A 21,569-nucleotide genomic window follows, 5' to 3' on the forward strand; every position below is an offset into this window, starting at 1 on the left:
CGTAGATCATGCATGTTATTGCATCCGGCTCAGGAAATGGCTTAAATCCTTCGATAAAATTTCCAAAATCCGGATCACCCGGGCATATTCCATCCGTGTAGGTCCCAAAATGCCGATCGTACCAACCGCTTCACCCTCGACTTGATAGGTAGCCGTGATGAGGCTGCAGTTGGCGAAGGCTTCATGCCCATTTTCGGTGCCAATACGCACTTGAATGCCAGACCCGGATGCGGAAGAGATCATTTTCGTTAAGGTTGGAGTCTCTTCTAGGACATCAAGAATCCCTTTGACCTTCTCGACATCGCGGAATTCCGGTTGCGTCAACATGTTCGTCGCTCCACTCAGGAAGAGGCGTTGCCCCTCTGTGCCTGGGTCAAGCGCTTGATTCAATACCTTCATTAGATCTTCAAAATGCTCAATATGCCGCTGCATCTCTTGTGCAATCTCATTATACAAGGCAGTCTTGAGCTTATAGATCGGCACCCCAGCAAGCTTGCGGTTCAACAAGTTGACCACCCGTTCCATTTCGGATACGGATACGTCCGGCGGAATCACGACGGTCTTGTTCTCCACTTGTCCTGTGTTCGTCACGACGATCGCCACCGCCTTCGTTTCGTTTAGCGGCAATAGCTGGAAGTGACGCAAAGACGTATGAAAAACTTCCGGCCCCAACAGGATGGAAGTGTAATTGGTCATTTGGGAAAGAATGGTCCCGGCATGTTGAATCACTTGTTCAGTTTCGTTTAATTTTTCTGCGAAAAATGCTTTTAACGTCGTAACTTCTTCATTCGAAAGTAAGTTCAACGGCGTTAGGTGATCCACATAGTAACGGTAGCCCTTATGAGAAGGAATCCGCCCCGCTGACGTATGCGGCTGCTCCAAAAAACCGAGCTCCTCCAAGTCGGCCATTTCATTCCGGATTGTTGCCGGACTGTACCCGACATCGCCCCGTTTCGAAATGCTTCGGGATCCCACAGGCTCCGCCGAGCGAATATAGTCATCAACAATAGCGGTCAATATCATTCTTTGGCGTTCCGTCAACATGGCAATCCCTCCCGGATTAACTCGATTTTTCCGAATCGTTAGCACTCAATGTCATAGAGTGCTAATCACTAATACAAAAATACCAAACCGACCTGACGATTGTCAAGTCAGTCCAGTATCTTAAGAACGGCGATTTCATCGCAGCAATGCTGCTTTGCACAATTGACGCAGTCGGTCCAAACTTTCTCCGGAAAGATTTCTTTCTCTACAACTGCAAACCCATTTTTAAGGAAGAAGGAAACCTTATAGGTGAGCGCCATTACTTTAGGGATCGCTTGTCTCCGGGCCTCTTCCACCAGCTGCTCCACCAGCATGGAACCAAGTCCCTTTCCCTTATGGCCTTCGGCGATCCCAAGGGAACGGATTTCAACAAGTTCCTCCCCCAGCTTGCACAGCGAACCACAGCCGACGACTTCACCATCCACTTCCGCCACGACGAAATCCTGGATCTGACGCTCCAGTATCTTCCGTGAACGCGGCAGCATAATGCCACGCCGGGCATACCCCTCAATGATGTTATATAATGGCTCGACGTCCGCTAAATTCGCCTGTCTGCAAACGGCTACCGCTGGCATGCTGACTTCCCCCTCGTTCACAAATAATATGAATAAATATACAATATACGGTATAAAACTTCAAGAGAAATGTTTCATGGTTATGTCATCTTCCCAAGATATTCCGCGGAATGCAAAAAAGCAGCTTTGCCACTTCAAATCAAGAAGCGCAAGCTGCTTATCAGTTCAGTCTTTATTCGGTTAAAACGCCGATAAATTCGGCAAACACTTCGTTTCCGAACAGCACGCCTTGCTTGCTGAGCCGATAGCCTTCCCCGTCGCTGTGAGGCTCCAGTAGACCAGCGCTTAACATCTTCGTAAGCTGTCGGTTAAATACGTCATCCAGATCTTCGCCAAATTGACCTCGGAAATCCGCTTTACGAATGCCGTCCAGCATCCGAAGTCCAACCATCACGAAGTCCTCCATTGCCTCTTCCCGGGACACGCCAAATTGCTCCAAACGAGGCAGTCCTGTCTTCGCTGCTTCCACATAAGGGTTCACACCCTTAATGTTCACGTGACGCGTGCGGCCGACATACCCGTGAGCACCGGCACCCAACCCGTAGTAATCCTCGTTCTTCCAATACGTGATGTTGTGCCGGCTGGCGAAACCGGGTTTGGCAAAATTACTGATCTCGTATTGCTTGTACCCGGCTTTGTCCATTCGTTCCATTAATAGCAAGTACATATTCAGCTCTTCCTCCTCGCTAGGAAGCGGCAGCTGGTTCTTGTGGTACAGCGTATGGAACAACGTGTTCTCCTCAACCTTCAGGCTGTAGATCGAATAATGCGGCAGCCCAAGCTCCAATGCCCGTGAGACACTATAGTCCAGCATCTCAACCGTTTGGTTAGGCAGGCCAAACATCAAATCGATGGACAGATTATCTAGGCCAACAGCTCTAGCATTCTCCAGGCTCCGGTAGACATCGTCAGTGTTATGGATCCGCCCAATACCGCTAAGCAGCTCATTTTGGAACGCCTGGACGCCGAAGCTGACTCGGTTAACTCCGCCGTCTTTCATAACGGTCAGCTTGTCTCGGTCTGTCGTGCCCGGGTTTGCCTCCATTGTAAATTCGATATCACTCGCCCAATGTGGAAAATGACGTCTGACCGATGCCAAGAAGAACTCCATCTCCTGCGGAGTCAGCACGGTAGGCGTCCCGCCGCCCACAAAGATGCTGCGGATTTCACCTGGCGGGGTTTGCTGGACCGTCAGCTCCATCTCCCGATCCAAGGCGCGCAGATAGTCCATTACCGGTTGATCTTTTAATACGTAAGAGTTGAAATCACAATAGAAGCACTTGTTCGTGCAAAATGGGATATGAATATATACCGCATGCGGTGCGCCGGATGGTCCGGATGAGGCTGCGCCGCCTGCCGCAAGATTTGAGATCGGCATTCCCTGCCCCGGATGCTTCATTGTTTGGTCCATGGTCATGCCCTCCTCCAAGTTTCTCTTAAATAATAGTAGAAAGGAAAGCCCGACGGCTTTCCTTCGTCAACTCACCTGCTTCTTAATTGTCGTCGATCTTCAGCACCGCCATGAACGCTTCCTGCGGCACCTCGACGCTGCCGACCTGCTTCATCCGCTTCTTGCCTTCCTTTTGCTTCTCCAGCAATTTCCGCTTCCGCGAGATGTCACCGCCGTAACATTTGGCGAGGACGTTCTTGCGCATCGCTTTTACGGTTTCGCGGGCGATGACCTTCGTTCCGATCGAAGCCTGAATCGGTACCTCGAACATTTGGCGCGGAATCAGCTCGCGCAGCTTCTCGCAGATAATCCGGCCGCGATGGTATGCACGGTTACGGTGCACGATAAAGGACAAGGCGTCCACCTGCTCTCCGTTCAGCAAGATATCCATCTTCACGAGATTGGATCTGCGGTAACCGGACAACTCGTAGTCAAACGAAGCATAGCCTTTGGTGCTCGATTTTAACTGATCAAAGAAGTCGTACACGATCTCCGACAACGGAACCTGGTACGTAATCGTAACGCGCGTCGTATCAAGGTATTCCATATTCACGAACTCGCCGCGTTTGCTTTGGCACAGCTCCATCACGGTACCGACATAATCGTTAGGCACGATGATGGAGGCTTTGACGTAAGGCTCCTCAACGTAGTCGATTTTGCCGACTTCCGGATAGTTCGACGGGTTGTCAATGGAAATCGTCTCACCGTTCGTCAGCGTTACATTGTAGATAACGCTTGGTGCCGTCGTAATCAGCGGAATGTTAAATTCCCGTTCAATCCGCTCCTGAATGACGTCCATGTGCAGCAACCCCAAGAAGCCGCAGCGGAAGCCAAAGCCCAGCGCGCTGGAAGTTTCCGGTTCGAAACTTAGCGAAGCGTCGTTCAACTGCAGCTTCTCCAGCGCTTCACGCAGGTCATTGTAATCCGACGTTTCGATCGGGTACAAGCCGCAGTACACCATCGGATTGATCTTCCGATAACCCGGCAGCGGCTCTGGTGTCGGATTCTTCGCATCCGTCACGGTATCCCCTACACGGGTATCGCCAACCGTCTTGATCCCGGCCACGATAAAGCCAACATCGCCGACGTTAAGCTCGTCCACAATCGTCATCCGCGGTTTGAACGCGCCGACCTCGATGACTTCAAACGTTTTGTCCGTCGCCATCATTTTTATTTTCGAACCGGCTTTGATCTTGCCGTCAATGACGCGCACATAAACGATAACGCCTTTGTATGGGTCATAGTGGGAGTCGAAGATGAGCGCCTTCAGCGGTTTATCCGGATCTCCCGTCGGTGCCGGCACCTTCTGAACGACCTGTTCCAAAATCTCCTTAATCCCGATTCCGGCCTTGGCGGAAGCATGCACCGCTTCGCTGGCATCCAGGCCGATGACATCTTCAATCTCCTGCTTTACCCGGTCAGGATCTGCGCTCGGCAAGTCGATTTTGTTGATGACCGGCAAAATCTCCAGGTTGTTATCCAGCGCCAGATAAACGTTGGCCAACGTCTGCGCCTCAATCCCCTGGGCTGCGTCCACGACCAGCAATGCGCCTTCGCAAGCCGCCAAGCTGCGGGAAACCTCATAGGTGAAGTCGACGTGCCCTGGAGTATCGATGAGGTTCAGCACATACTCCTCGCCGTCGTCAGCACGGTAGTTCAGGCGGACCGCCTGAAGCTTGATCGTAATTCCGCGCTCCCGTTCCAAGTCCATCTGATCAAGAACCTGATCCTGCATTTCCCGGGAAGTCAACGCCCCGGTATACTCCAGAATCCGGTCAGCCAAAGTCGATTTGCCATGGTCTATATGTGCAATAATACAGAAATTGCGAATTTTCGCTTGTCTAGCCTTGATATCTGTCATCCTTACCCCCACCACAAATCATCGAAGTAATGCAATCAATTTATTATAGCAGTTGCCGGGGCAAGCAGCAATCACGGAGAGCGATTTAACGTTGACAGGTTCAAAATCTCCAGAAAAATGTTCCTATATATTTAATGAAAAAGCGAGTTGCCAAGAGATGATCTCTGACAGCTCGCTTGTTTAAATGGACTTCCTTATTCGACCTTCCGACGTGGCTCTGCAGTGGAATCCCGATATACCGTCTCGACAGAGATCATGATCTTCTCCCGCGGTGCATCCGGTTGGGCCAGTCGTTCCAGCAGCTTCCTCACCGCCCGCTGACCAAGGCTCTCCTTCGGAACGTTAATGGTGGTCATGGCCGGCGTTTGCCGAGCTGCATCGTCAATATTGTCAAACCCGCTGACCGCGACATCCCCAGGCACGTGAAGCCCAATCTCACCCAGAACAGAGCAGGCATGCATCGCGATGGAGTCATTCGCGCACACCAGTGCGGTTGGGAGCTCCCCTGCTGCTTGTTGCCGCTCCAGCCACTCGCGCAGCATGTTGCCGTAAGCCCCAGTGTCAACGCCTTGCAGCTCCAGCATGGGATCTCCCAGGGACTGCGGGGTCAAGCCGTTCTCCTCCAAGGCGCTGCGGTAACCTATCCAGCGGTCTCGAAAGCTGCGGGAAAACGTTAAACTGCCTAAGAAGTGCAGCTTTCGATGCCCCAGGCCAATCAGATGGTTAGTCAAACGGGCCATCCCATCGACGTTATTTGCGAACACCGTGTCGCTTGGAATCAACGGATCCTCGTGATCGACCAACACAATCGGCAGTCCAATCCGGTGTACCTCCAGCAGGAATGGGGTAGCGATCTGCCCCACCCCGATCATCCCCAGAATCCCATCAGGATTTAGGACGCTCATGAAGTTGTCGCCGCGAGGATCGGATACGATAATCATCCCCAGCTCCAGCGCCTCCAGCTCCCGGGAGATCCCTTCCAGCAGCCTGCCCCAATACAGCGATTCCTTGTTCTGAAATCGGATATTCGGCATCAGTACCAGCACCGATTGCTTGCCGGCTGGTGCCGGCAGCGCAGTTCCGGACGGAATGATGTTCTTCATATAGCCGTTCTTCTGATTAAAATAACCAAGCTGGGAAGCGGCCTGGATAACCCTCTCCCGGGTCTGCTCGCTGACCCCTCCCTTGCCGGATAAAGCTTTGGAGACAACGAATTTCGAAACGCCGAGATGGTCGGCGATTTGCTGCATCGTAACTTTTTTCAAACTCTAACCTCCGAAATAACGTATAACGAACGGTCCATAACAAGATAACAACAGTATAACAAACTCGTCATTCGTTATAAATCGTTATTTCATTCGCCGGGACCAAACCAGGAGGCGACCCAATGAATGCTCTTTTGCGACGCTTGCTGCAGCAGGTGAGCTACTTTGTCAGCAAATCGGTCGATAGCTGGCGGCGAGGGCGGCGGCATCAGCAAGTCAGCTGGCGTCTGCAACACCTGACCGCTCCCCGTCGTATTTGACCCATCGGTCCCGGAGGGGGCGGTTCCATTGCCAGAAGCCTGGGGATACCCTTCTGTCGTTCCCTGCGGCACAATATTGCCTTGATCGGTGGTCCAAGTGGGGGTGGAGCCGGCGGTCCAACCGTTGTTGTATTGCTGCAATTGCTGCTGCAACTGCTGTATTTGCTGTTGTAATTGCTGGTGTGATTGCTGCGGCTGCTGCGATTGCGGATAGGTCATGGATTGCCCGTTCATGACCGCAGTCGTCCCTCCGGTTTGGAATCCGGAGCCCAGGATCGAGCTGGTACCACTTTCGGCAAGCTGCATTCCCAGCGTGACCCCAGTCGCCAGCAATAGACCGTATACTAATGTTTTTCGCAGCATTTTTGCCATGTCCATCCCCCATTGCTTCGTTGTCTCAAATCAAGATTTCTTGTTTGTGGTATCCGAAGACTTATTGGAACTGCCCGCACCTTTGTTCGCAGTGCCTGTGGACTTGTTGGTACTCTTTGCGTTGCCGTTGGCGACGCCGTTCGTACTGCTCTTCGACAGCTTGCCTGCCTTCTCCGCGTCCTGACTTTCCCAATATAGATCAGCCAAAATTCCAGCCAGCACTTTAGCGGTACGCTCCAGTTCTTCCTGGCTGTTGTCGATGCCGCCGATTTCGATCAGCACGCTGTTCGGCGACAGCGATTGGTTATATTCCCCGTTGCCTTGGGAAGATGTCTTGCCCCAGATGCCTCTAGATATCCCGGGATACGCCTTCTCCAACCGTTCATGAATGGAGCTTGCGAATTTCTCATTCTCGCGCCAATTCTTGTTCCCATGTCCGATAATGAAATAGACCTGGGCATAATTCACGCCGTCGATGGTCGTCGTTGTTTTGTCGTGGCGCTGCGAGTCGCGGTGAATATCGATAAAATATTGCAGCTGACCGTTTTCGGCCATCGCTTGTTTGACCGTCTCTCGGGAATATTTATATGAGTAGTTATAGTTGTAATTGCTCACCTTGGCCGCATAATTTTCGAACTTGTGTAACGCTGCGACTCCTCTGCGCTCCAGCTCTTTCGCTAAGGCTTCTCCAACTAAGCCTACGTTCTTCTTATCCTCCGCCGAGCTCGGATTATCTACATTTGTACCAAGCACGGGATTAAAAGATTCTTGCGGATGGGAATGATAGATCATCACGATATTTTTGTTGCCCGGCTCGATGGAAGGCTCCTCTTGATTCCCGGTCGAGCCGTCCGTCTTCCCCGGTTCCTCTGCTGGCGGCTGTGCCGTGTCCGAATCGTTGCCTTCCTGCCCGGGGTCCGCGTTACTTCCGTCATCGGGGACATCCGGTTCCGGGTGATCCGGCGCACTTCCATCCGCTCCTGCGCCCGGTCGATAGTCTTCCGGAGCTTGGGCCGCCCCGTTGCCGGAGCCGGTGCGTAGCAGGATTGGACTGTCAGCCCCTAACCCCGGGACTTCCCGGGCTACCAAGCTCTTTGGATCGGACGGATTCACGTCCGTCAACAGCTGAAAGACGAAGTTCGTCACCTGCTTCCCGGAAATCGCCGGGGTCTGCTTCTCGCTAGCCACATGCGGCAGCTCCATACCAACCATATCCATGAAGAATCCGCTCGACAGCGAGGCAGCCAGTCCTTTCATCGAGGAGACAGGGGAGGTGTTCAGCTGTTTCTCAGCTATCCCCAGCACCCCCAGCATGACGAAGAAGATTACCGACATGGCCGATAGCAGCAAAAAGGTGCGTCCCATCGCCAACACATGAAGCAGATTCCTTCTTATTTTTCCTAGATTCCAAGCCTTGAATTTCATATGCATGTCCTCCTCCAGCCGCTTTCAAACTATATTCCAAATCTATGAACCTAGTTGAAAGGCTAGAACCTCAAATTCTCACACAAAAAAAGAAATCCGCTAGATTCGCGGATTTCCTTGAGATTTTCGGCGGGAGCTAGAAGGGGTGTGCGATTGTTAATGCGTGTAGGACGCCACGTTATCCGGCGTAACTGCCTCATGCAGCGAAATATTAAGTCCGCTAGCAATCACGTTAGCTACGTCCTCGATGAATTCATCAATCTCCTTCGGCGTGACGATCAGATCATGGCCAAGCGGTTCAAGCACCTCTTTGACGAGACCCAGACGCTCGTTTTCATTCAGGTCATTCAGCATGCCCATGATCTGCTTCGTCGGAGCGTTCCCGTCGTCGCTCTCCTGGTTAAAATGATTTTTCATCAGATCCAATACATTATTGACGATCGTCGATGCGTAGCACACCGTTGGAACGCCGATAGCGATACAAGGCACGCCTAAAATTTCCTTCGTTAACCCTCGGCGCTTATTGCCGATCCCTGAACCGGGATGGATGCCGATATCGGCGATCTGGATCGTCGTATTCACCCGCTCCAAGGAGCGCGAAGCGAGCGCATCGATGGCGATGATCAGATCCGGTTTCGTTCGTTCCACGATCCCTTGCACCACTTCGCTGGATTCAATGCCGGTAATACCAAGCACCCCGGGGGCAATCGCACTGACCTCGCGGTAACCTGGCGCAACCTGGTCCGGGGTCAGCTCGAAGTAATGCCGAGTAACCATCACATTCTCCACCACAATCGGTCCCAGCGCATCCGGTGTGACGTTCCAGTTACCGAGGCCGACGATCAACGTCTTAGCCTCCGGGCCAACCCCGATTTTATTTAAAAATGCGGTAAACTCATTGGCGAACACCGCAGCCACCTTCTCTTGCAGCTCGGTATCTTGATTGCGAAGACCGGGAACCTCCAGCGTTACATAATGCCCCTGAATTCGTCCAATTTGCCGCGAGGCTGCCTCATTGGTCACATCCAAACGGGTAACCTTGATCCCGTCCTGTTCCTCGACCTGCTCATTGAGCCCGGGGACCGGGCCGCCATGGATCGTCTCCGCAATTTCCTTCGATTCAACGGCCAAGTCAGTGCGTACGGAATATTCCCGCAAGTCCAAGTTCATGCCATAAGACCTCCATTTCCTCTGATTGCCTTTATTGTGCGGGAGAGGGAATGGGTTTATACATCCCTTCTGCAAGGCTAAAAAACTTGCGCGAAATCAAGAGATTCGGTATGATGAATTTATTGCTTTTTGGTATCTTGCGTGATAAAATATTTTAAGTTGTGAATCATCTGGGTTGATATATGCTTTACAGGAGGTGAATGCAATGCCTAACATTAAATCCGCAATCAAACGCGTAAAAACGAGCGACAAACGCCGCGCGTTGAACGCTTCGCAAAAATCCGCCCTGCGTACAGCTGTGAAAACAGTTGACACTGCTCTGGCGAACAACGAAGTTGAAGCAGCTAAAGCTGCTTTCGTGGCTGCTACCAAAAAATTGGACAAAGCCGTTACTAAAGGTCTGATCCATAAGAACGCAGCTGCCCGTAAGAAATCCCGCTTGGCTAAAAAATTAAACGAACTTACGTCCCAAGCGTAAGACTCGTTAAATGATACGAAGCTCAAAAAGACCTGAACGATTTCGTTCAGGTCTTTTTGGTTGCTGTTTGGGCCGAGCCTCTGGCTTCAAGCCGCGAGTTTTAGCAAAAACAGCTCCAGCCCCAGCACTTTGTCGATTTGCCCGCTTTTCATCCGGTAATCCAGTTCGGCCAGCTCGGATAAAATCGCCTTCAAACGGCCGGTTTCAAACTTCCGGGCCTGGTCGCCGGCCAGCTTGACAACGTACGGATGCAGGCTTAACTGGGAAGCAATCTGTTGCTGCGAATAGCTTTGGCGGGCGAGCTCCTTCACCTGCAGCATAATCCGGAACTGGCGAGCGATGAGCGCCGCAATTTTGATTGGTTCTTCACGCTGCTTCAACAGCTCATAGAAAATGCCCAGCGCCTGCTCCAGCCGTATCGCGGCGATATGCTCCACCATCACGAACACGTTCTGCTCCGTGCTGCGCGCCACTAGCTGCTCCACGGCAGCGGTATCGATCATGCCGCCGGATCCGGCGTACAAGCAGAGCTTGTCCATTTCTGCAGCCAGTACGGCCATCTGCACCCCGCTTGCTGCAATCAAGGCTTCCGCGGCATCCCGCCCGATACGGCAGCCGCGCTTCTCTACCTCTTGCACGACCCACTGAACGAGCTCGCTGCCTCCAAGCGGTAAAAAGGACAGCACCGTACCCGCCGATTTGATCGCTTTAACGACCTTCTTCCGCTCGTCCAGCTTCTCCCCGTTCACAACAAACACAACGACGCTATGATCTGCCGGGTTGCCGATATACGTCAGCAACGCTTCGACTTTATGCTCAATCTTGCCGCCTTCCTTGCCCCCTGCGACAAGCAGAGTGGAGTCGCGTACAACGATCAGCTTGCGCTCCACGAGAAACGGCATCGTCTCCGCTTCCTCAACGACCACCTCAATCGGCGTCTCCGCCAAATCAAAGGTCGCGATGGCAAAATCCTTCTGATCCGGATCCACCAGCTGATTCTGAAGTAATCCTACAAACTCCTGAATTTGATACTTCTCCGTACCATAACAAACGTACAACGGGGAGACCCGCCCCTGCTTTATGTCTTTTATCGTTTGTTTCTGCTTTGCGTCCATCGGTATCTCCCTTTCAACTTTGTTGCCTTCTTCCATCATACTTCGATTTCACGTATTCGTCCAAGCCCTGATACCGATAAGTCGCGTAACGGACCGTACAGCCCTTATTTGTCCATTTCCCGGCTATTTCCCATTTTAACAGACACCTGAGACCTTATTTGGTACTACCTGCACCCTTTTAGCTCGATTTGTCCAGAATAAGGTCTTCTCGGTCCGTTAGAAATCGCTAATCCTTCAATAGGTGAAAATAGCGGCTCTGGAGTCCTTATGTCCGGCTACCTTTTAAACGCAACAGAGGGACCTCTGCCTCGTGGCGAAAGATCCCTCTGTCCCGGAACATCTATATAAACGCGGGCTAAAGAGCTCTAGAAACTCTCCCGCCTGCGGTCATACGACGATCAGGGTTTAATCCGTTATCTCTACTATACATATAACCTATTCCATATCTCCTGAAAAGGTGACTGCTGCAAGTTCAAAAAAACGCCCAAATTTGTCCGTTATTCCATGCTATTTAGGGCTGTGTACTTTTTGCAGCATCCGCAGCCGCCTGCTCAGCATAAAGGGTATGAACCACTGGGGTTCCCTCGATTTCTGTCTCGTACGTAAATATATGGCCTGATTCCGACCACGAACCGTCAACCCAATTCCCATCGATCACTTGATTAGCCACCAGTTTCCGTTCCTGGGCTTCAAGACGATAGACATACAGATGTCCGTCCTTGAACTCAGCTTCAAATGCCCCATCTGGAGAAGTCCAAATATTAAAGCTTGCGATGCCATACTTCTCTCTTGGATTATCGAAGGTCACTTGCTGATCTACAATTGAGTTCTCTAGAATATCCGGAGTTTCTAGATCGCCCGCAGAGTCCGAATTTCCTGCTCCAGGCGATGTCGGCCCTTGTGCAGGAGCCCCGTTGCTGCCGCCATTCGGAACCGAGGGGCTGCCGGAAGAACCGTGGTTCCCTTGATTTGGCTCACTAGGAGCTTTATCGCTTGTACCTGAATTACCCGGCGTCACCGCTGGAGAACCGGAATCCGATGTATCGCCGGGTGCGATTCGCTCTTGGGTACCGTCAGTATTCGAATCTTCCGCCGGAGGAACCACATCCTTGGACACTGGCGTATCCAAATCTCCGGCCCCAGGCGCCCCCGTGTTGGTGTCGTCACTGAACAACTGAGCGTCGCTCGCTGCATCGTCCGCCGAGTTGGTCGCCGAGGATTGCTTGTTCGCCGATTCCAACGCAGTGTCCATGGCGATCTCGGCATCGGATACAGTGCGCGGTTCGTATTGATAAATGAATACGCCCAAGATCAATACCGCCGCCACACCAAGCGCCCCGTACCGGTAAATCCGGCTCCGACGCATTCCTGTTCCCGCATCAGGACGACGAAGACTGCGCCGGCTCGGCAGCATGCCGCCTTGACCGGCATCCGCATCACGTTGCACCGCTGTCATCGGCAGTACGATGTCCTCAGCCGTACTGCCGCCTTCACGGCGAGCCCGGTCGATTTCATCCAACTGCGGAAGAATCGCGTCCACAAGACTGTAGTTCGGAACTACCTTCGGCAGATCCTCCAATTGCGCAGATAACTTGCGAAGCAGCGCAAACGTCTCGGCGCACTCTTCACAACTGCGCATATGCTCAAAGAGAAGAGAGGTCTCCTCTTCATTTAAGTCATGGTCTAGATAACGATGCATCCATTCCACCGCCTCTGGGCATTTCATCCTGATACACCACCTTTCTGATAATCTTGGAGTAAGTGTTGCAGCTGTTGCCTTGCCCTAAATAAATAGGATTTCACCGTATTCAGCGGTAAATTCAAGCTCTCAGCAATTTCGTTATACGAAAAATCTTGCAAATACCTCAGCACAACCACCGACCGATGGTGTTCCGGCAATTGTTCAATTGCGCTTCGGATGTCCTCGGCCAAGTAGCCTGACATCACTTCCCGTTCTACGCTATCATTCCCCTGAAACACCATTTCGTGCTCCTCGATCGATACGGTGGGCTTATTTCTACGAAATTTGTCGATACAGATGTTGGTCACAATCCGCTGGACCCAGGTTTTGAACTGAGCTTTTTCTTCATAGGAACCGATTTTCGTATAAATGCGAATAAGTGCTTCCTGAGCAGCATCATGTGCATCCTGTTCGTTGTTTAGAATATAATAGGCCGTCCGGTACACGTGGCTTTCAATTTCTCGCAATAGGGTGATTAGAGCGTCGCGATCGCCCGTTTGAGCGGCTCTGATGAGTCCCTGCTCTACCACTAAGGCTCCCCCTTCCTTGCATCCTTACAGACGCTAATGTCCGACAAGATGTTGCAATGTTGTTACTATTTTTTAAAAAACATTTTAGAAGTCCACCCTCTAAGCAATCTGACCTAAGGATACCAGAAAAAAAAGGCCCCGTCATCTTTATAAACCGCGAAAGGGCCCGGTTTTATGGGATTGGGAGCAACTTATATCTAACCTCGATTCTTCCCTCTCGAACTCGCATCTGGACCTCGCCTTGATGATCAGTTCGATAGATTCGAATCTGTTGAGCGTTCAGCCGATCAACGACCGTAGGATGCGGATGACCATAAAGGTTTGAAGCCCCAACCGAAATAACTGCCGCTTCCGGCTGCCAATAGTCCAGCCAATCTGCAGAGGTAGAGGTTTTACTGCCGTGGTGGGCGACTTTCATGACATCGATTGAGAAGAGCTGCGGTGTTGTCGTTCCCGAAGAGGTCAATCGTTCAAGGCTTAATACTTCCTTCTCCGCCGTCTCATCCATATCACCTGTAAATAAAAAGGAAGCTCCATTCATATCTAAACGAAAGACGATCGAGCGGTGATTTTGTTCTTTCACGATGGGGATTGGGTGAAGCGCCTCCTCAGGCATCAAGGGATAAAGCACCTCCAAGCGAGTGGCGTCATCCGGTTGCAACTTCATGCCGCGGCTTGCCGCATATACCGGAATACGCTTAGTCAGCGCCGTTTCCATTAAGGTCGTCATCGTCTTGGACTCGGCCAAGCTGCCGTTGATCACCACTGCTTCCACAGGAATGGAGTCAATGACCGCCTGCAGTCCGCCGATATGATCCTGGTCCCCGTGCGTTAAAATAACCGCATCCAAGCGATGGATCCCACGCTTCTTGAGCAGCGGAACCACCGTTTTGGCCCCGACCTCGAAAGGTTCACGCCGCTCCCGCCACGCATCCTTCGCTTTGCGAAACGATACCGTCCCCCCGCCGTCCACCAAAATATGCTTGCCAGATGGCGTAGTAATCAAGGCACAGTCACCTTGACCCACATCGATGAACTCGATATAGCCGGTCCCTTGGCTGTAGGCCGGTTGATATCCGGTGATCAGCAGCAGCATAAGGCCTATGGCGATGCCCAAACGCAGAAAATCCATTCGTTTCGACCATCCCCATCGGCTAAGCGCGTTTGCGATCGTCCCCCATCCGTAACCCTGTTGGGTCCAGGCGGTTTTAACCGCTGCCAGTCTATCAAGTACCCCTAGCCTAGCCTGATTTCCAGGCACGTCCTGAGACCACTCCCGCCAGTTGATATGAGCGAAAGCTACCTCTCGTTTAGCTGGATTGAGAGGCACAGTATCGTCATCCTGCCCACGGACAGTTAAGGCCTCGGCGGCAATACGCTCACGCCGTTGTCCCCAATATACCAACAGATAGCATCCAGCATAAAAAGCTGCGATCCAAAGCAGCGAAGGCGATTTCCAATACGTCATAAACCCGCTGCGTGTGCTCAACCAGTTGGTTGCTTCAAACGTTGCCGTATTCAACCAGCGTACCGGAATAGCTGCCCATGAGCCCAGCTTGATCGACAGCAAACTTAATAGTAATGCCCCTGTTCCTAGGGGAAGCGCCAAGGTGCCGATGATCGGGACTAGCAGCAAATTAGCCGGAATGGACAGGAAAGAGAACTGGTTAAAATAGACGATCGTTAATGGAAAAGACACCAGCTGTGCCGCCAGCGTAATCGCCACCGCATTTCCGATTTTGCCTGGCAGCCACCTTAGATACGGGATTAAGCGCGGGACGAATACAATCAGCCCTGCCGTCACAGCAAACGAGAGCTGGAAGCTGACATTCAGTAAATAATACGGATCCCAGATCAGCATCAGCATCGCAACAGCGGCTAATACGTTCAGGCTGTCTTTTAGCAGCCCGCGCCTTAGCAAGTACAAGCCCAATATCGTCATCAGCCCAGCCCGAATGACCGATGGAGATAAACCGGTAAGCAGCATATATCCCGGAACGAAAACAATAGCAACCGTGTTTGCGGTCTCCCGCGTCACCCGGCAAAGACGGAGTAATCCCAGAACAAGCGCCACGTTAATCGCAACATGGCTGCCGGAAATGGCGAGGATATGCGTGAGCCCAAGCTGTGTAAACTCCGCGTATTTATCCGGGTCGAGCTCATTCTGCAAGCCAATCAGCAGCCCCTTCATATAACCGGCTTGCCAGTCCGGAAACAATCGCTCAATGCGCTCGCCAAGGCGTTCGCGCAAAGCATCGACAGATCCTAAGGCAGCGGCGGCGCCTCGGGATGGCTGTCCCGCCTTCAGAGACGATGCCCCCGAAGCTTTGACCAGCCAATGGATCCGCTGCAAATGTAAATACCGACGGTAATCAAATGCGCCAAAATTGCGGGCAGGCTGCGGTAACTCCAGCGTTCCATTCAGCGTAACCCGTAGCCCGCGATGCCAGGTGGCTGCCGTCTGCTGTTCGCTTTGCGATGCGAGCCGCAGCTGGACCGCAACCTTTTCTCCACGAGGAATCTCATGCTTCGCCAACGCTTTCCCATCTGGCGAAATCAGCGATAAGCCGCTGACTCTCAGCGTAAAATCAGCCCGGTCCCCATCGACCTTGACCGTGGATACGATCGTTCCCTCCATACGGATGGTTTGACCATCAAGCGCCTGCGCCCCCTCCTTTGTAGGGCTTGTCCCCGTTCCTGCTTCTTTTTCTGCTTCCATACCGGCCACTATCGGTCCGATCCGGCTCACATTGCCCGCTTCGTTATACAGCCAATAGCAGCCCCCAAGCAACAAAGCCAACCCTGCCAAGGCGAGACTCCGCCAAGCTTGACGCCAAATGATGGCGATGGCTGTACAGACCAACAACAAGCCCAGCCCAAACAACCAAAAACGCCAGCCGGTATAAGCTGCCGCCAAGCCGCTTCCAGCGATCCAACTGCAAGTTATCGCAATTAACGGTCTTCGGTTCATGGACATCCCTCCCTGATCCACCTCAACAAAAAACACCCCACCCGCCCTAAGGCGAATGGGGTGCTTCCACATTCGATGATCGATCAAAAAAATTTCAATTATTCTTCCACGTGCGCAATCGTTTCCTGCGGCGGTTGATACCCTTCCAGGCGGCGGAAAGTGATGCCTTTTTGCTTCATCATGGCCGTCACTTTACCGGTATCCTTCGGATAGGGCCGATGGAATACGATCTCCGTAATGCCGCTGTTGGCCAGCATGTTTGCACATGTCCAGCACGGCTCATCCGTCACATAGACGCTGGAGCCTTCCCGGTCGATCCGGTCCGTGAACAACAGCAGGTTCTGTTCGGCATGGATCGTACGGACGCAGCGCTGTTTCTTCACCATTTTCTCCTGTCCGTCCTCTACCACCAGCTCGTATTCTTCCGCAATCATACAGCCTGCCTCCGAGCAGTCCGGAACACCGGAAGGGGCGCCGTTATAAGCCGTGCCGAGCAGCTTCTTGCCCTGAACGAGCACAGCGCCGACATGACGTCGGTTACACCGCGACCGCGTCGATACCATATAAGCGATATCCATAAAATACGTATCCCAATCTTTGCGTTTGTCCGGATTCATATTCCATCATCACCCTCGCAAGTCATGTTTCGATCACAAGAATTACAGCCCGATATAAGGCTTCATTTTCTCCAGCATTTTGTCTCCGATGCCTTTCACCTCGGTCAACGCTTCTATGGAGGTAAAAGGACCATGCGCATTTCGGTAATCGAGAATGGCTTTGGCTTTCTTCTCGCCGATCCCGGGGATTTCCTGCAGCTCGGCCAATCCGGCGCGATTAATGCTGATTTTTCCCGTATCCGTAGAATTCCCGGCTTCTTCCTTGGAGGCTGCAACTCCGCTGACCGCTTCGGCCTCTGTAGTAGATCCTGCGTTCTGACCTGCGGCATTCACATGCGTTGCCATCTCTCCTGAATTACCCTTTAAGTCCGTTTTCCCAGCTGCGGTTGTCCCAGTCGCCTCATCGCCAGTCTTGTCCACGGCTGACCCAGTTTCTGAAGGATTTGCAGCCTTTAGCTCGCTTCGATCCACAGCCGCGCCCTCTGCAGCCAAAGCCGCCTTAACCTCGGCATTTATCGGCGTCCAGCCTTCAATGCCTGCAGGCGAGCGACCGCCCGTTGCCAGAAGCATCAATCCAGCGCCAATCACTGCTGAAACGATAGCCGTCAAGACGAGTTCCCTCCGCATATCGTATCTCCACTCCTCTTCCAACATCTTAAAAGAATCAGCCAGTAGTCATGAAGATCCAATCAAGCTGCATACAATCTATACAAGTGAAGTAGAAACGGCAGAAGTAGGTTCGCAATAACGTAAGATGAACCGCCTCATTACAACAAACACATGAACGAGTGCAATCACTTTAACGTTTTACCAATACAGTGCGTGAAGCACGGAAAGGGGAAGCCGGATGAAAGTCGCCTTCATCGGAACCGGAGCCATGGGAAGCCTGCTCATTGACGCGTTTTTGCGTTCCGGTGCGCTGCTCCCGCAAAATATTTGTGCCAGCAACCGCTCTCCCTCGAAAGCGAAATGGCTGGCCCAGCGTCATCCCGGACTGCGGGCGTACAGCAGCAATGCTGAAGCCGCCCAGGGAAGCAAAATCGTCTTCTTGTGCATCAAACCCCTGGATTACCCCGATGTCATCGCGGAAATCCGGGACGTGCTCGATGATAATCAGATCGTCGTGTCGATCACGAGCCCCGTTCAGATTGAAACCTTAGAAGCTGCCATTCCCTCAAAAATTGCCAAAATCATTCCCAGCATCACGCATTCCGTTCACAGCGGTGCTTCGCTCTGCATCTACGGCGGGCGGATTCGCCCCGAAGATCGTCTACTCCTAGAGCAGCTGATGTCCTCGATCAGTACGCCAATCACCCTCAAAGAGAGCGAGACTCGAATCGCATCCGATTTATCCAGTTGCGGGCCAGCATTTGTAGCTCATATGCTGCAGCTGTGGGCCGAATCCGCCGCTGAACGAACTGGAATCAGTTATGAGGAAGCGATTGCGCTCGGCTCGGAAATGCTGTCAGGCACAGGCAAGCTGCTCACCGAAGGCGGTCTGAATCCCGAGCAACTGATCGAACGGGTTGCCGTCCCCGGAGGCGTGACCGCTGAAGGGATTGCTGTGCTGGATTCCTGTCTGCGGGAGGTATTTGCCCGTCTGATCGATACGACTCATCGTAAATACGACGACGATATCAGCAAGCTGCATACGTTGTTTCATCCGGCCACACTGGATGAATCTCCGTCGTCTTCGGATCAAGCTCCGTCATGTCCGGAAAAGGAAGCCCACTTGTCCGGCGTTAAGCCGCCAGATGGATCAGGGGCCGCCTCCATTCCCTGAACATACCTACATCCTCACAAGGAAATGAGCTTATCCGACGACGATATTCACCAGTTTGCCTGGCACTGCAATCACTTTGCGGATCGTCTTCCCAGCCACAGCCTGCTGAACATTCGGCAGGCTTAAGCTATGTTCTTGCATCGCCGCTTGATCCAAGTCTTTGGAAATCTTCGTGCGTTCTACGATTTTTCCGTTCACTTGCACGACGATTTCAACTTCGGATTCTACGGTCCAAGCCTCATCGTACGTAGGCCAAGGTTCATACGTAATCGTATCAGTATGACCAAGACGTTCCCACAGCTCTTCCGCCAAATGCGGTGCCAGCGGGGACAGCATCTGTACGAAGTTTTCCGCCGCCGCTTTCGGCACAGCGTCCGTTTTATAAGCTTCGTTCACGAAAATCATCAACTGGCTGATCGCGGTGTTAAAGCGCAGGTTTTCAAAATCCTCGGTCACTTTCTTGATCGTCTTGTGCCATGTACGTTTGAAATCGTCGCTTCCACCGTCCGCCGTAATTTTCGGATTCAGGCTGCCGTCTTCCGCAATGAACAGACGCCAGACGCGGGACAGGAAGCGATGAATACCTTCAACGCCGCTTTCATTCCATGGTTTCGTTGCTTCCAGCGGTCCCATGAACATTTCATATACGCGCAACGTATCCGCCCCATATTTGTTTACGATTTCGTCCGGATTGATGACGTTGCCGCGGGATTTACTCATCTTCTCATTGTTGGTACCGAGAATCATCCCTTGGTTTACCAGCTTTTGGAACGGTTCTTTGGTAGTTACAACCCCAAGATCGTAGAGCACCTTATGCCAGAAGCGAGCGTAGAGCAGGTGAAGCACCGCATGCTCGGCCCCGCCGATGTACAGGTCAACCGGCAGCCATTCCTGCTGCTTCTCCTTCGAGCACAGCTCCTTGTCGTTGTGCGGGTCGATATAACGCAGGTAATACCAGCAGCTTCCCGCCCATTGCGGCATCGTGTTCGTTTCGCGGCGAGCTGGCAGCCCCGTTTCCGGATCCACGGTGTTCACCCATTCGGTCACGTTCGCCAGCGGCGATTCCCCGGTACCCGACGGTTTGATCGCATCTACATCCGGCAGAACCAGCGGCAGCTGATCTTCCGGTACCGGCTTCATCGTGCCGTCTTCCAGATGCAGAATCGGGATCGGCTCCCCCCAATACCGTTGACGGCTGAACAGCCAGTCGCGCAGGCGGTAAGTCACTTTGCCGCGGCCTTTGCCGTTCTCCTCCAGCCAGGAGATCATTTTCTTGATGGCTTCCTCCTTGCCCAGGCCGTTCAAGAAGCCGGAGTTCACATGTGCTCCGTCGCCCGTATAAGCCTCTTTCGACAGATCGCCGCCCTCAACCACCTCGATGATCGGCAGATCATACTGTTTGGCGAATTCATAGTCGCGCTCATCATGCCCTGGTACAGCCATGATCGCACCGGTTCCGTAACCCGCCAGCACGTAGTCGGCAATCCAGATCGGCAGCTTCTCTCCATTGACCGGATTGATCGCGTACGCGCCGGTGAATACCCCAGTTTTCTCCTTAGCCAGGTCGGTACGTTCCAGATCGCTCTTCCGCGCCGCTTGGTCTTGGTAAGCTTCAACCGCTTGGCGTTGAGCATCGGTCGTGATCTTCTTAACCAGTTCATGTTCTGGAGCAAGCACCGCATACGTCGCTCCAAACAGCGTATCCGGACGAGTCGTAAAGACCGTCAGAGACGCATCATGACCTTCGATTTCGAATACGACTTCCGCACCTTCGGATTTCCCAATCCAGTTGCGTTGCATATCCTTGATGCTTTCCGACCAATCCAGTTCCTCCAGGTCTTCCAGCAGCCGTTCAGCGTATTCGGTAATTTTCAGCACCCATTGACGCATCGGCTTGCGGATGACCGGATGGCCGCCGCGCTCACTCTTGCCGTCAATGACCTCTTCGTTCGCCAGCACCGTACCCAATGCCGGGCACCAGTTCACTGGAATTTCGGCCACATAGGCCAGACCTTTTTTATACAGTTGGAGAAAGATCCACTGCGTCCATTTATAATAATTCGGATCAGTTGTACTGATCTCGCGGTCCCAATCGTAAGAGAAGCCCAGCGACTTGATTTGGCGCCGGAAGTTGTTGATGTTCTTCACCGTGATGTCACGCGGATGTTCGCCCGTATCGAGCGCATGCTGCTCTGCTGGCAACCCGAAAGCATCCCAACCCATCGGATGAAGTACGTTATAGCCGCGCATCCGTTTGAAGCGAGAGACGATGTCTGTAGCTGTATACCCCTCCGGATGGCCTACATGGAGGCCTGCTCCCGATGGATAAGGGAACATGTCAAGCGCGTAAAACTTCGGTTTCCCCGCCTCTTCCCGTGTTTTAAAAGTTTGATGCTTTTCCCAATAAGCCTGCCATTTCGGTTCAATGGCCTGGGCCCGGTAAACATCATGGGGCACATTTTGGTCCGCCATAATTCAAAATCCTCCTTGAAAACAACAATTTGAAATGCGGGATCCACGTCATAAGCCGACGAGGTGAACTCCCTAAAATCAAAAAACCTCCCGACCCGTAGCGTTATGATCGCTAGGGACGAGAGGAGATTTCCCGTGGTACCACCCTAGTTAGCATCGGACATGCTTTGTCCTAGCTCCCTTTGCACCCTTAACGCGGGCAAGACGATGATGATTTTCGCATCATAACTCCAAGGCGAGTTCATCTGCATTCCCCAACCGGCTTGCACCAAACGCCGGCTCTCTGGATGGCGAAATCCAAATTACTATTCCTCTTCAAAGTTCCACAATATAGAATTGAATTATCAATTATTATATAAAATAATGCCACATATCGTCAACGTTGCGCGATCACTCAGTTAAAATGTTACTAAAGAGGCATCGGTTCACTCACATCGAAA

Annotated in this window: 17 protein-coding genes and 1 other annotated feature; of the genes, 2 read left to right on the forward strand and 15 right to left on the reverse strand. The window is 52.4% G+C overall.

What is annotated here, in order from left to right; genetic code table 11:
* Nucleotides 1–15: 15 nt before the first annotated feature.
* The 8 genes from hrcA to gpr all read right to left on the reverse strand — a co-directional run bounded on the left by hrcA (nucleotide 16) and on the right by gpr (nucleotide 9,422).
* Entirely contained in the window at nucleotides 16–1,044 is a 1,029-nt protein-coding gene (hrcA, locus tag RW092_RS14660) for a heat-inducible transcriptional repressor HrcA (protein WP_316010556.1), read from the reverse strand.
* Nucleotides 1,045–1,151: 107 nt separating this feature from the next.
* The gene (locus RW092_RS14665; protein WP_316010557.1) at nucleotides 1,152–1,619 is read right to left on the reverse strand and encodes an N-acetyltransferase; all 468 of its coding nucleotides are present in this window, start codon (nucleotides 1,617–1,619) and stop codon (nucleotides 1,152–1,154) included.
* Nucleotides 1,620–1,791: 172 nt separating this feature from the next.
* The gene (gene hemW / locus RW092_RS14670; RefSeq protein WP_036699352.1) at nucleotides 1,792–2,997 is read right to left on the reverse strand and encodes a radical SAM family heme chaperone HemW; all 1,206 of its coding nucleotides are present in this window, start codon (nucleotides 2,995–2,997) and stop codon (nucleotides 1,792–1,794) included.
* 115 nt (nucleotides 2,998–3,112) lie between these two features.
* Complete coding sequence (gene lepA / locus RW092_RS14675) at nucleotides 3,113–4,930, reverse strand: translation elongation factor 4 (RefSeq protein ID WP_316010558.1); 1,818 nt, start codon at nucleotides 4,928–4,930, stop codon at nucleotides 3,113–3,115.
* Nucleotides 4,931–5,124: 194 nt separating this feature from the next.
* Entirely contained in the window at nucleotides 5,125–6,195 is a 1,071-nt protein-coding gene (locus RW092_RS14680; protein WP_316010559.1) for a LacI family DNA-binding transcriptional regulator, read from the reverse strand.
* A gap of 89 nt (nucleotides 6,196–6,284) precedes the next feature.
* Entirely contained in the window at nucleotides 6,285–6,827 is a 543-nt protein-coding gene (locus RW092_RS14685) for a hypothetical protein (RefSeq protein WP_316010560.1), read from the reverse strand.
* A 30-nt stretch (nucleotides 6,828–6,857) separates the two neighbouring features.
* On the reverse strand, nucleotides 6,858–8,252 hold the full coding sequence (locus tag RW092_RS14690) for a stage II sporulation protein P (protein WP_316010561.1): 1,395 nt from the start codon (nucleotides 8,250–8,252) through the stop codon (nucleotides 6,858–6,860).
* Between the two features lie 156 nt (nucleotides 8,253–8,408).
* Nucleotides 8,409–9,422, reverse strand: a complete 1,014-nt coding sequence (gene gpr, locus RW092_RS14695) for a GPR endopeptidase (protein WP_316010562.1) — start codon at nucleotides 9,420–9,422, stop codon at nucleotides 8,409–8,411.
* Nucleotides 9,423–9,627: 205 nt separating this feature from the next.
* Between gpr and rpsT the strand changes: the two genes are divergently transcribed.
* Nucleotides 9,628–9,900, forward strand: coding sequence for a 30S ribosomal protein S20 (rpsT, locus tag RW092_RS14700; protein WP_016311419.1), 273 nt, complete (start codon nucleotides 9,628–9,630; stop codon nucleotides 9,898–9,900).
* Between the two features lie 86 nt (nucleotides 9,901–9,986).
* Here rpsT and holA read toward each other — a convergent pair whose 3' ends face one another.
* From holA to RW092_RS14730, 6 genes are all read right to left on the reverse strand, one after another.
* Nucleotides 9,987–11,015, reverse strand: a complete 1,029-nt coding sequence (holA, locus tag RW092_RS14705; RefSeq protein WP_316010563.1) for a DNA polymerase III subunit delta — start codon at nucleotides 11,013–11,015, stop codon at nucleotides 9,987–9,989.
* Between the two features lie 511 nt (nucleotides 11,016–11,526).
* The gene (locus RW092_RS14710; RefSeq protein WP_016311417.1) at nucleotides 11,527–12,741 is read right to left on the reverse strand and encodes an anti-sigma factor family protein; all 1,215 of its coding nucleotides are present in this window, start codon (nucleotides 12,739–12,741) and stop codon (nucleotides 11,527–11,529) included.
* Complete coding sequence (locus tag RW092_RS14715; protein ID WP_016311416.1) at nucleotides 12,738–13,286, reverse strand: RNA polymerase sigma factor; 549 nt, start codon at nucleotides 13,284–13,286, stop codon at nucleotides 12,738–12,740. The genes RW092_RS14710 and RW092_RS14715 overlap by 4 nt, the downstream gene beginning before the upstream one ends.
* Nucleotides 13,287–13,458: 172 nt before the next feature.
* Nucleotides 13,459–16,257: a ComEC/Rec2 family competence protein gene (locus tag RW092_RS14720; protein WP_316010564.1), complete on the reverse strand. Its 2,799-nt coding sequence runs from the start codon at nucleotides 16,255–16,257 to the stop codon at nucleotides 13,459–13,461.
* A gap of 98 nt (nucleotides 16,258–16,355) precedes the next feature.
* A complete protein-coding gene (locus tag RW092_RS14725) occupies nucleotides 16,356–16,874 on the reverse strand; it encodes a deoxycytidylate deaminase (protein ID WP_085278005.1) in 519 nt (172 codons plus the stop codon).
* Between the two features lie 42 nt (nucleotides 16,875–16,916).
* On the reverse strand, nucleotides 16,917–17,483 hold the full coding sequence (locus RW092_RS14730) for a ComEA family DNA-binding protein (RefSeq protein ID WP_316010565.1): 567 nt from the start codon (nucleotides 17,481–17,483) through the stop codon (nucleotides 16,917–16,919).
* 238 nt (nucleotides 17,484–17,721) lie between these two features.
* On the opposite strand from RW092_RS14730, the gene comER reads away from it, so the two are divergent.
* Nucleotides 17,722–18,657, forward strand: a complete 936-nt coding sequence (gene comER / locus RW092_RS14735) for a late competence protein ComER (protein WP_316010566.1) — start codon at nucleotides 17,722–17,724, stop codon at nucleotides 18,655–18,657.
* 30 nt (nucleotides 18,658–18,687) lie between these two features.
* On the opposite strand, the gene leuS is transcribed toward comER, so the two are convergent.
* Nucleotides 18,688–21,129 (reverse strand): leucine--tRNA ligase, encoded by a 2,442-nt coding sequence (leuS, locus tag RW092_RS14740; RefSeq protein ID WP_316010567.1) that lies wholly within the window; start codon nucleotides 21,127–21,129, stop codon nucleotides 18,688–18,690.
* A gap of 111 nt (nucleotides 21,130–21,240) precedes the next feature.
* Nucleotides 21,241–21,457 (reverse strand) — a binding site (T-box leader).
* Nucleotides 21,458–21,569 lie beyond the last annotated feature (112 nt).

It is taken from the genome of Paenibacillus sp. 3LSP, assembly GCF_032465655.1.
Taxonomy (GTDB): Bacteria; Bacillota; Bacilli; order Paenibacillales; family Paenibacillaceae; genus Fontibacillus; species Fontibacillus barengoltzii.

What these genes read in the sequence shown, in the direction of transcription:
- RW092_RS14725 (WP_085278005.1), bottom strand. Translation starts at nt 16,874, where the DNA reads ATGAATCCGGACAAACGCAAAGATTGGGATACGTATTTTATGGATATC.
- comER (WP_316010566.1), top strand. Translation starts at nt 17,722, where the DNA reads ATGAAAGTCGCCTTCATCGGAACCGGAGCCATGGGAAGCCTGCTCATT.
- leuS (WP_316010567.1), bottom strand. Translation starts at nt 21,129, where the DNA reads ATGGCGGACCAAAATGTGCCCCATGATGTTTACCGGGCCCAGGCCATT.
- hemW (WP_036699352.1), bottom strand. Translation starts at nt 2,997, where the DNA reads ATGCCGATCTCAAATCTTGCGGCAGGCGGCGCAGCCTCATCCGGACCA.
- RW092_RS14720 (WP_316010564.1), bottom strand. Translation starts at nt 16,257, where the DNA reads ATGAACCGAAGACCGTTAATTGCGATAACTTGCAGTTGGATCGCTGGA.
- RW092_RS14685 (WP_316010560.1), bottom strand. Translation starts at nt 6,827, where the DNA reads ATGGCAAAAATGCTGCGAAAAACATTAGTATACGGTCTATTGCTGGCG.
- RW092_RS14690 (WP_316010561.1), bottom strand. Translation starts at nt 8,252, where the DNA reads ATGAAATTCAAGGCTTGGAATCTAGGAAAAATAAGAAGGAATCTGCTT.
- holA (WP_316010563.1), bottom strand. Translation starts at nt 11,015, where the DNA reads ATGGACGCAAAGCAGAAACAAACGATAAAAGACATAAAGCAGGGGCGG.
- RW092_RS14665 (WP_316010557.1), bottom strand. Translation starts at nt 1,619, where the DNA reads ATGCCAGCGGTAGCCGTTTGCAGACAGGCGAATTTAGCGGACGTCGAG.
- rpsT (WP_016311419.1), top strand. Translation starts at nt 9,628, where the DNA reads ATGCCTAACATTAAATCCGCAATCAAACGCGTAAAAACGAGCGACAAA.
- gpr (WP_316010562.1), bottom strand. Translation starts at nt 9,422, where the DNA reads ATGAACTTGGACTTGCGGGAATATTCCGTACGCACTGACTTGGCCGTT.
- lepA (WP_316010558.1), bottom strand. Translation starts at nt 4,930, where the DNA reads ATGACAGATATCAAGGCTAGACAAGCGAAAATTCGCAATTTCTGTATT.
- RW092_RS14710 (WP_016311417.1), bottom strand. Translation starts at nt 12,741, where the DNA reads ATGAAATGCCCAGAGGCGGTGGAATGGATGCATCGTTATCTAGACCAT.
- hrcA (WP_316010556.1), bottom strand. Translation starts at nt 1,044, where the DNA reads ATGTTGACGGAACGCCAAAGAATGATATTGACCGCTATTGTTGATGAC.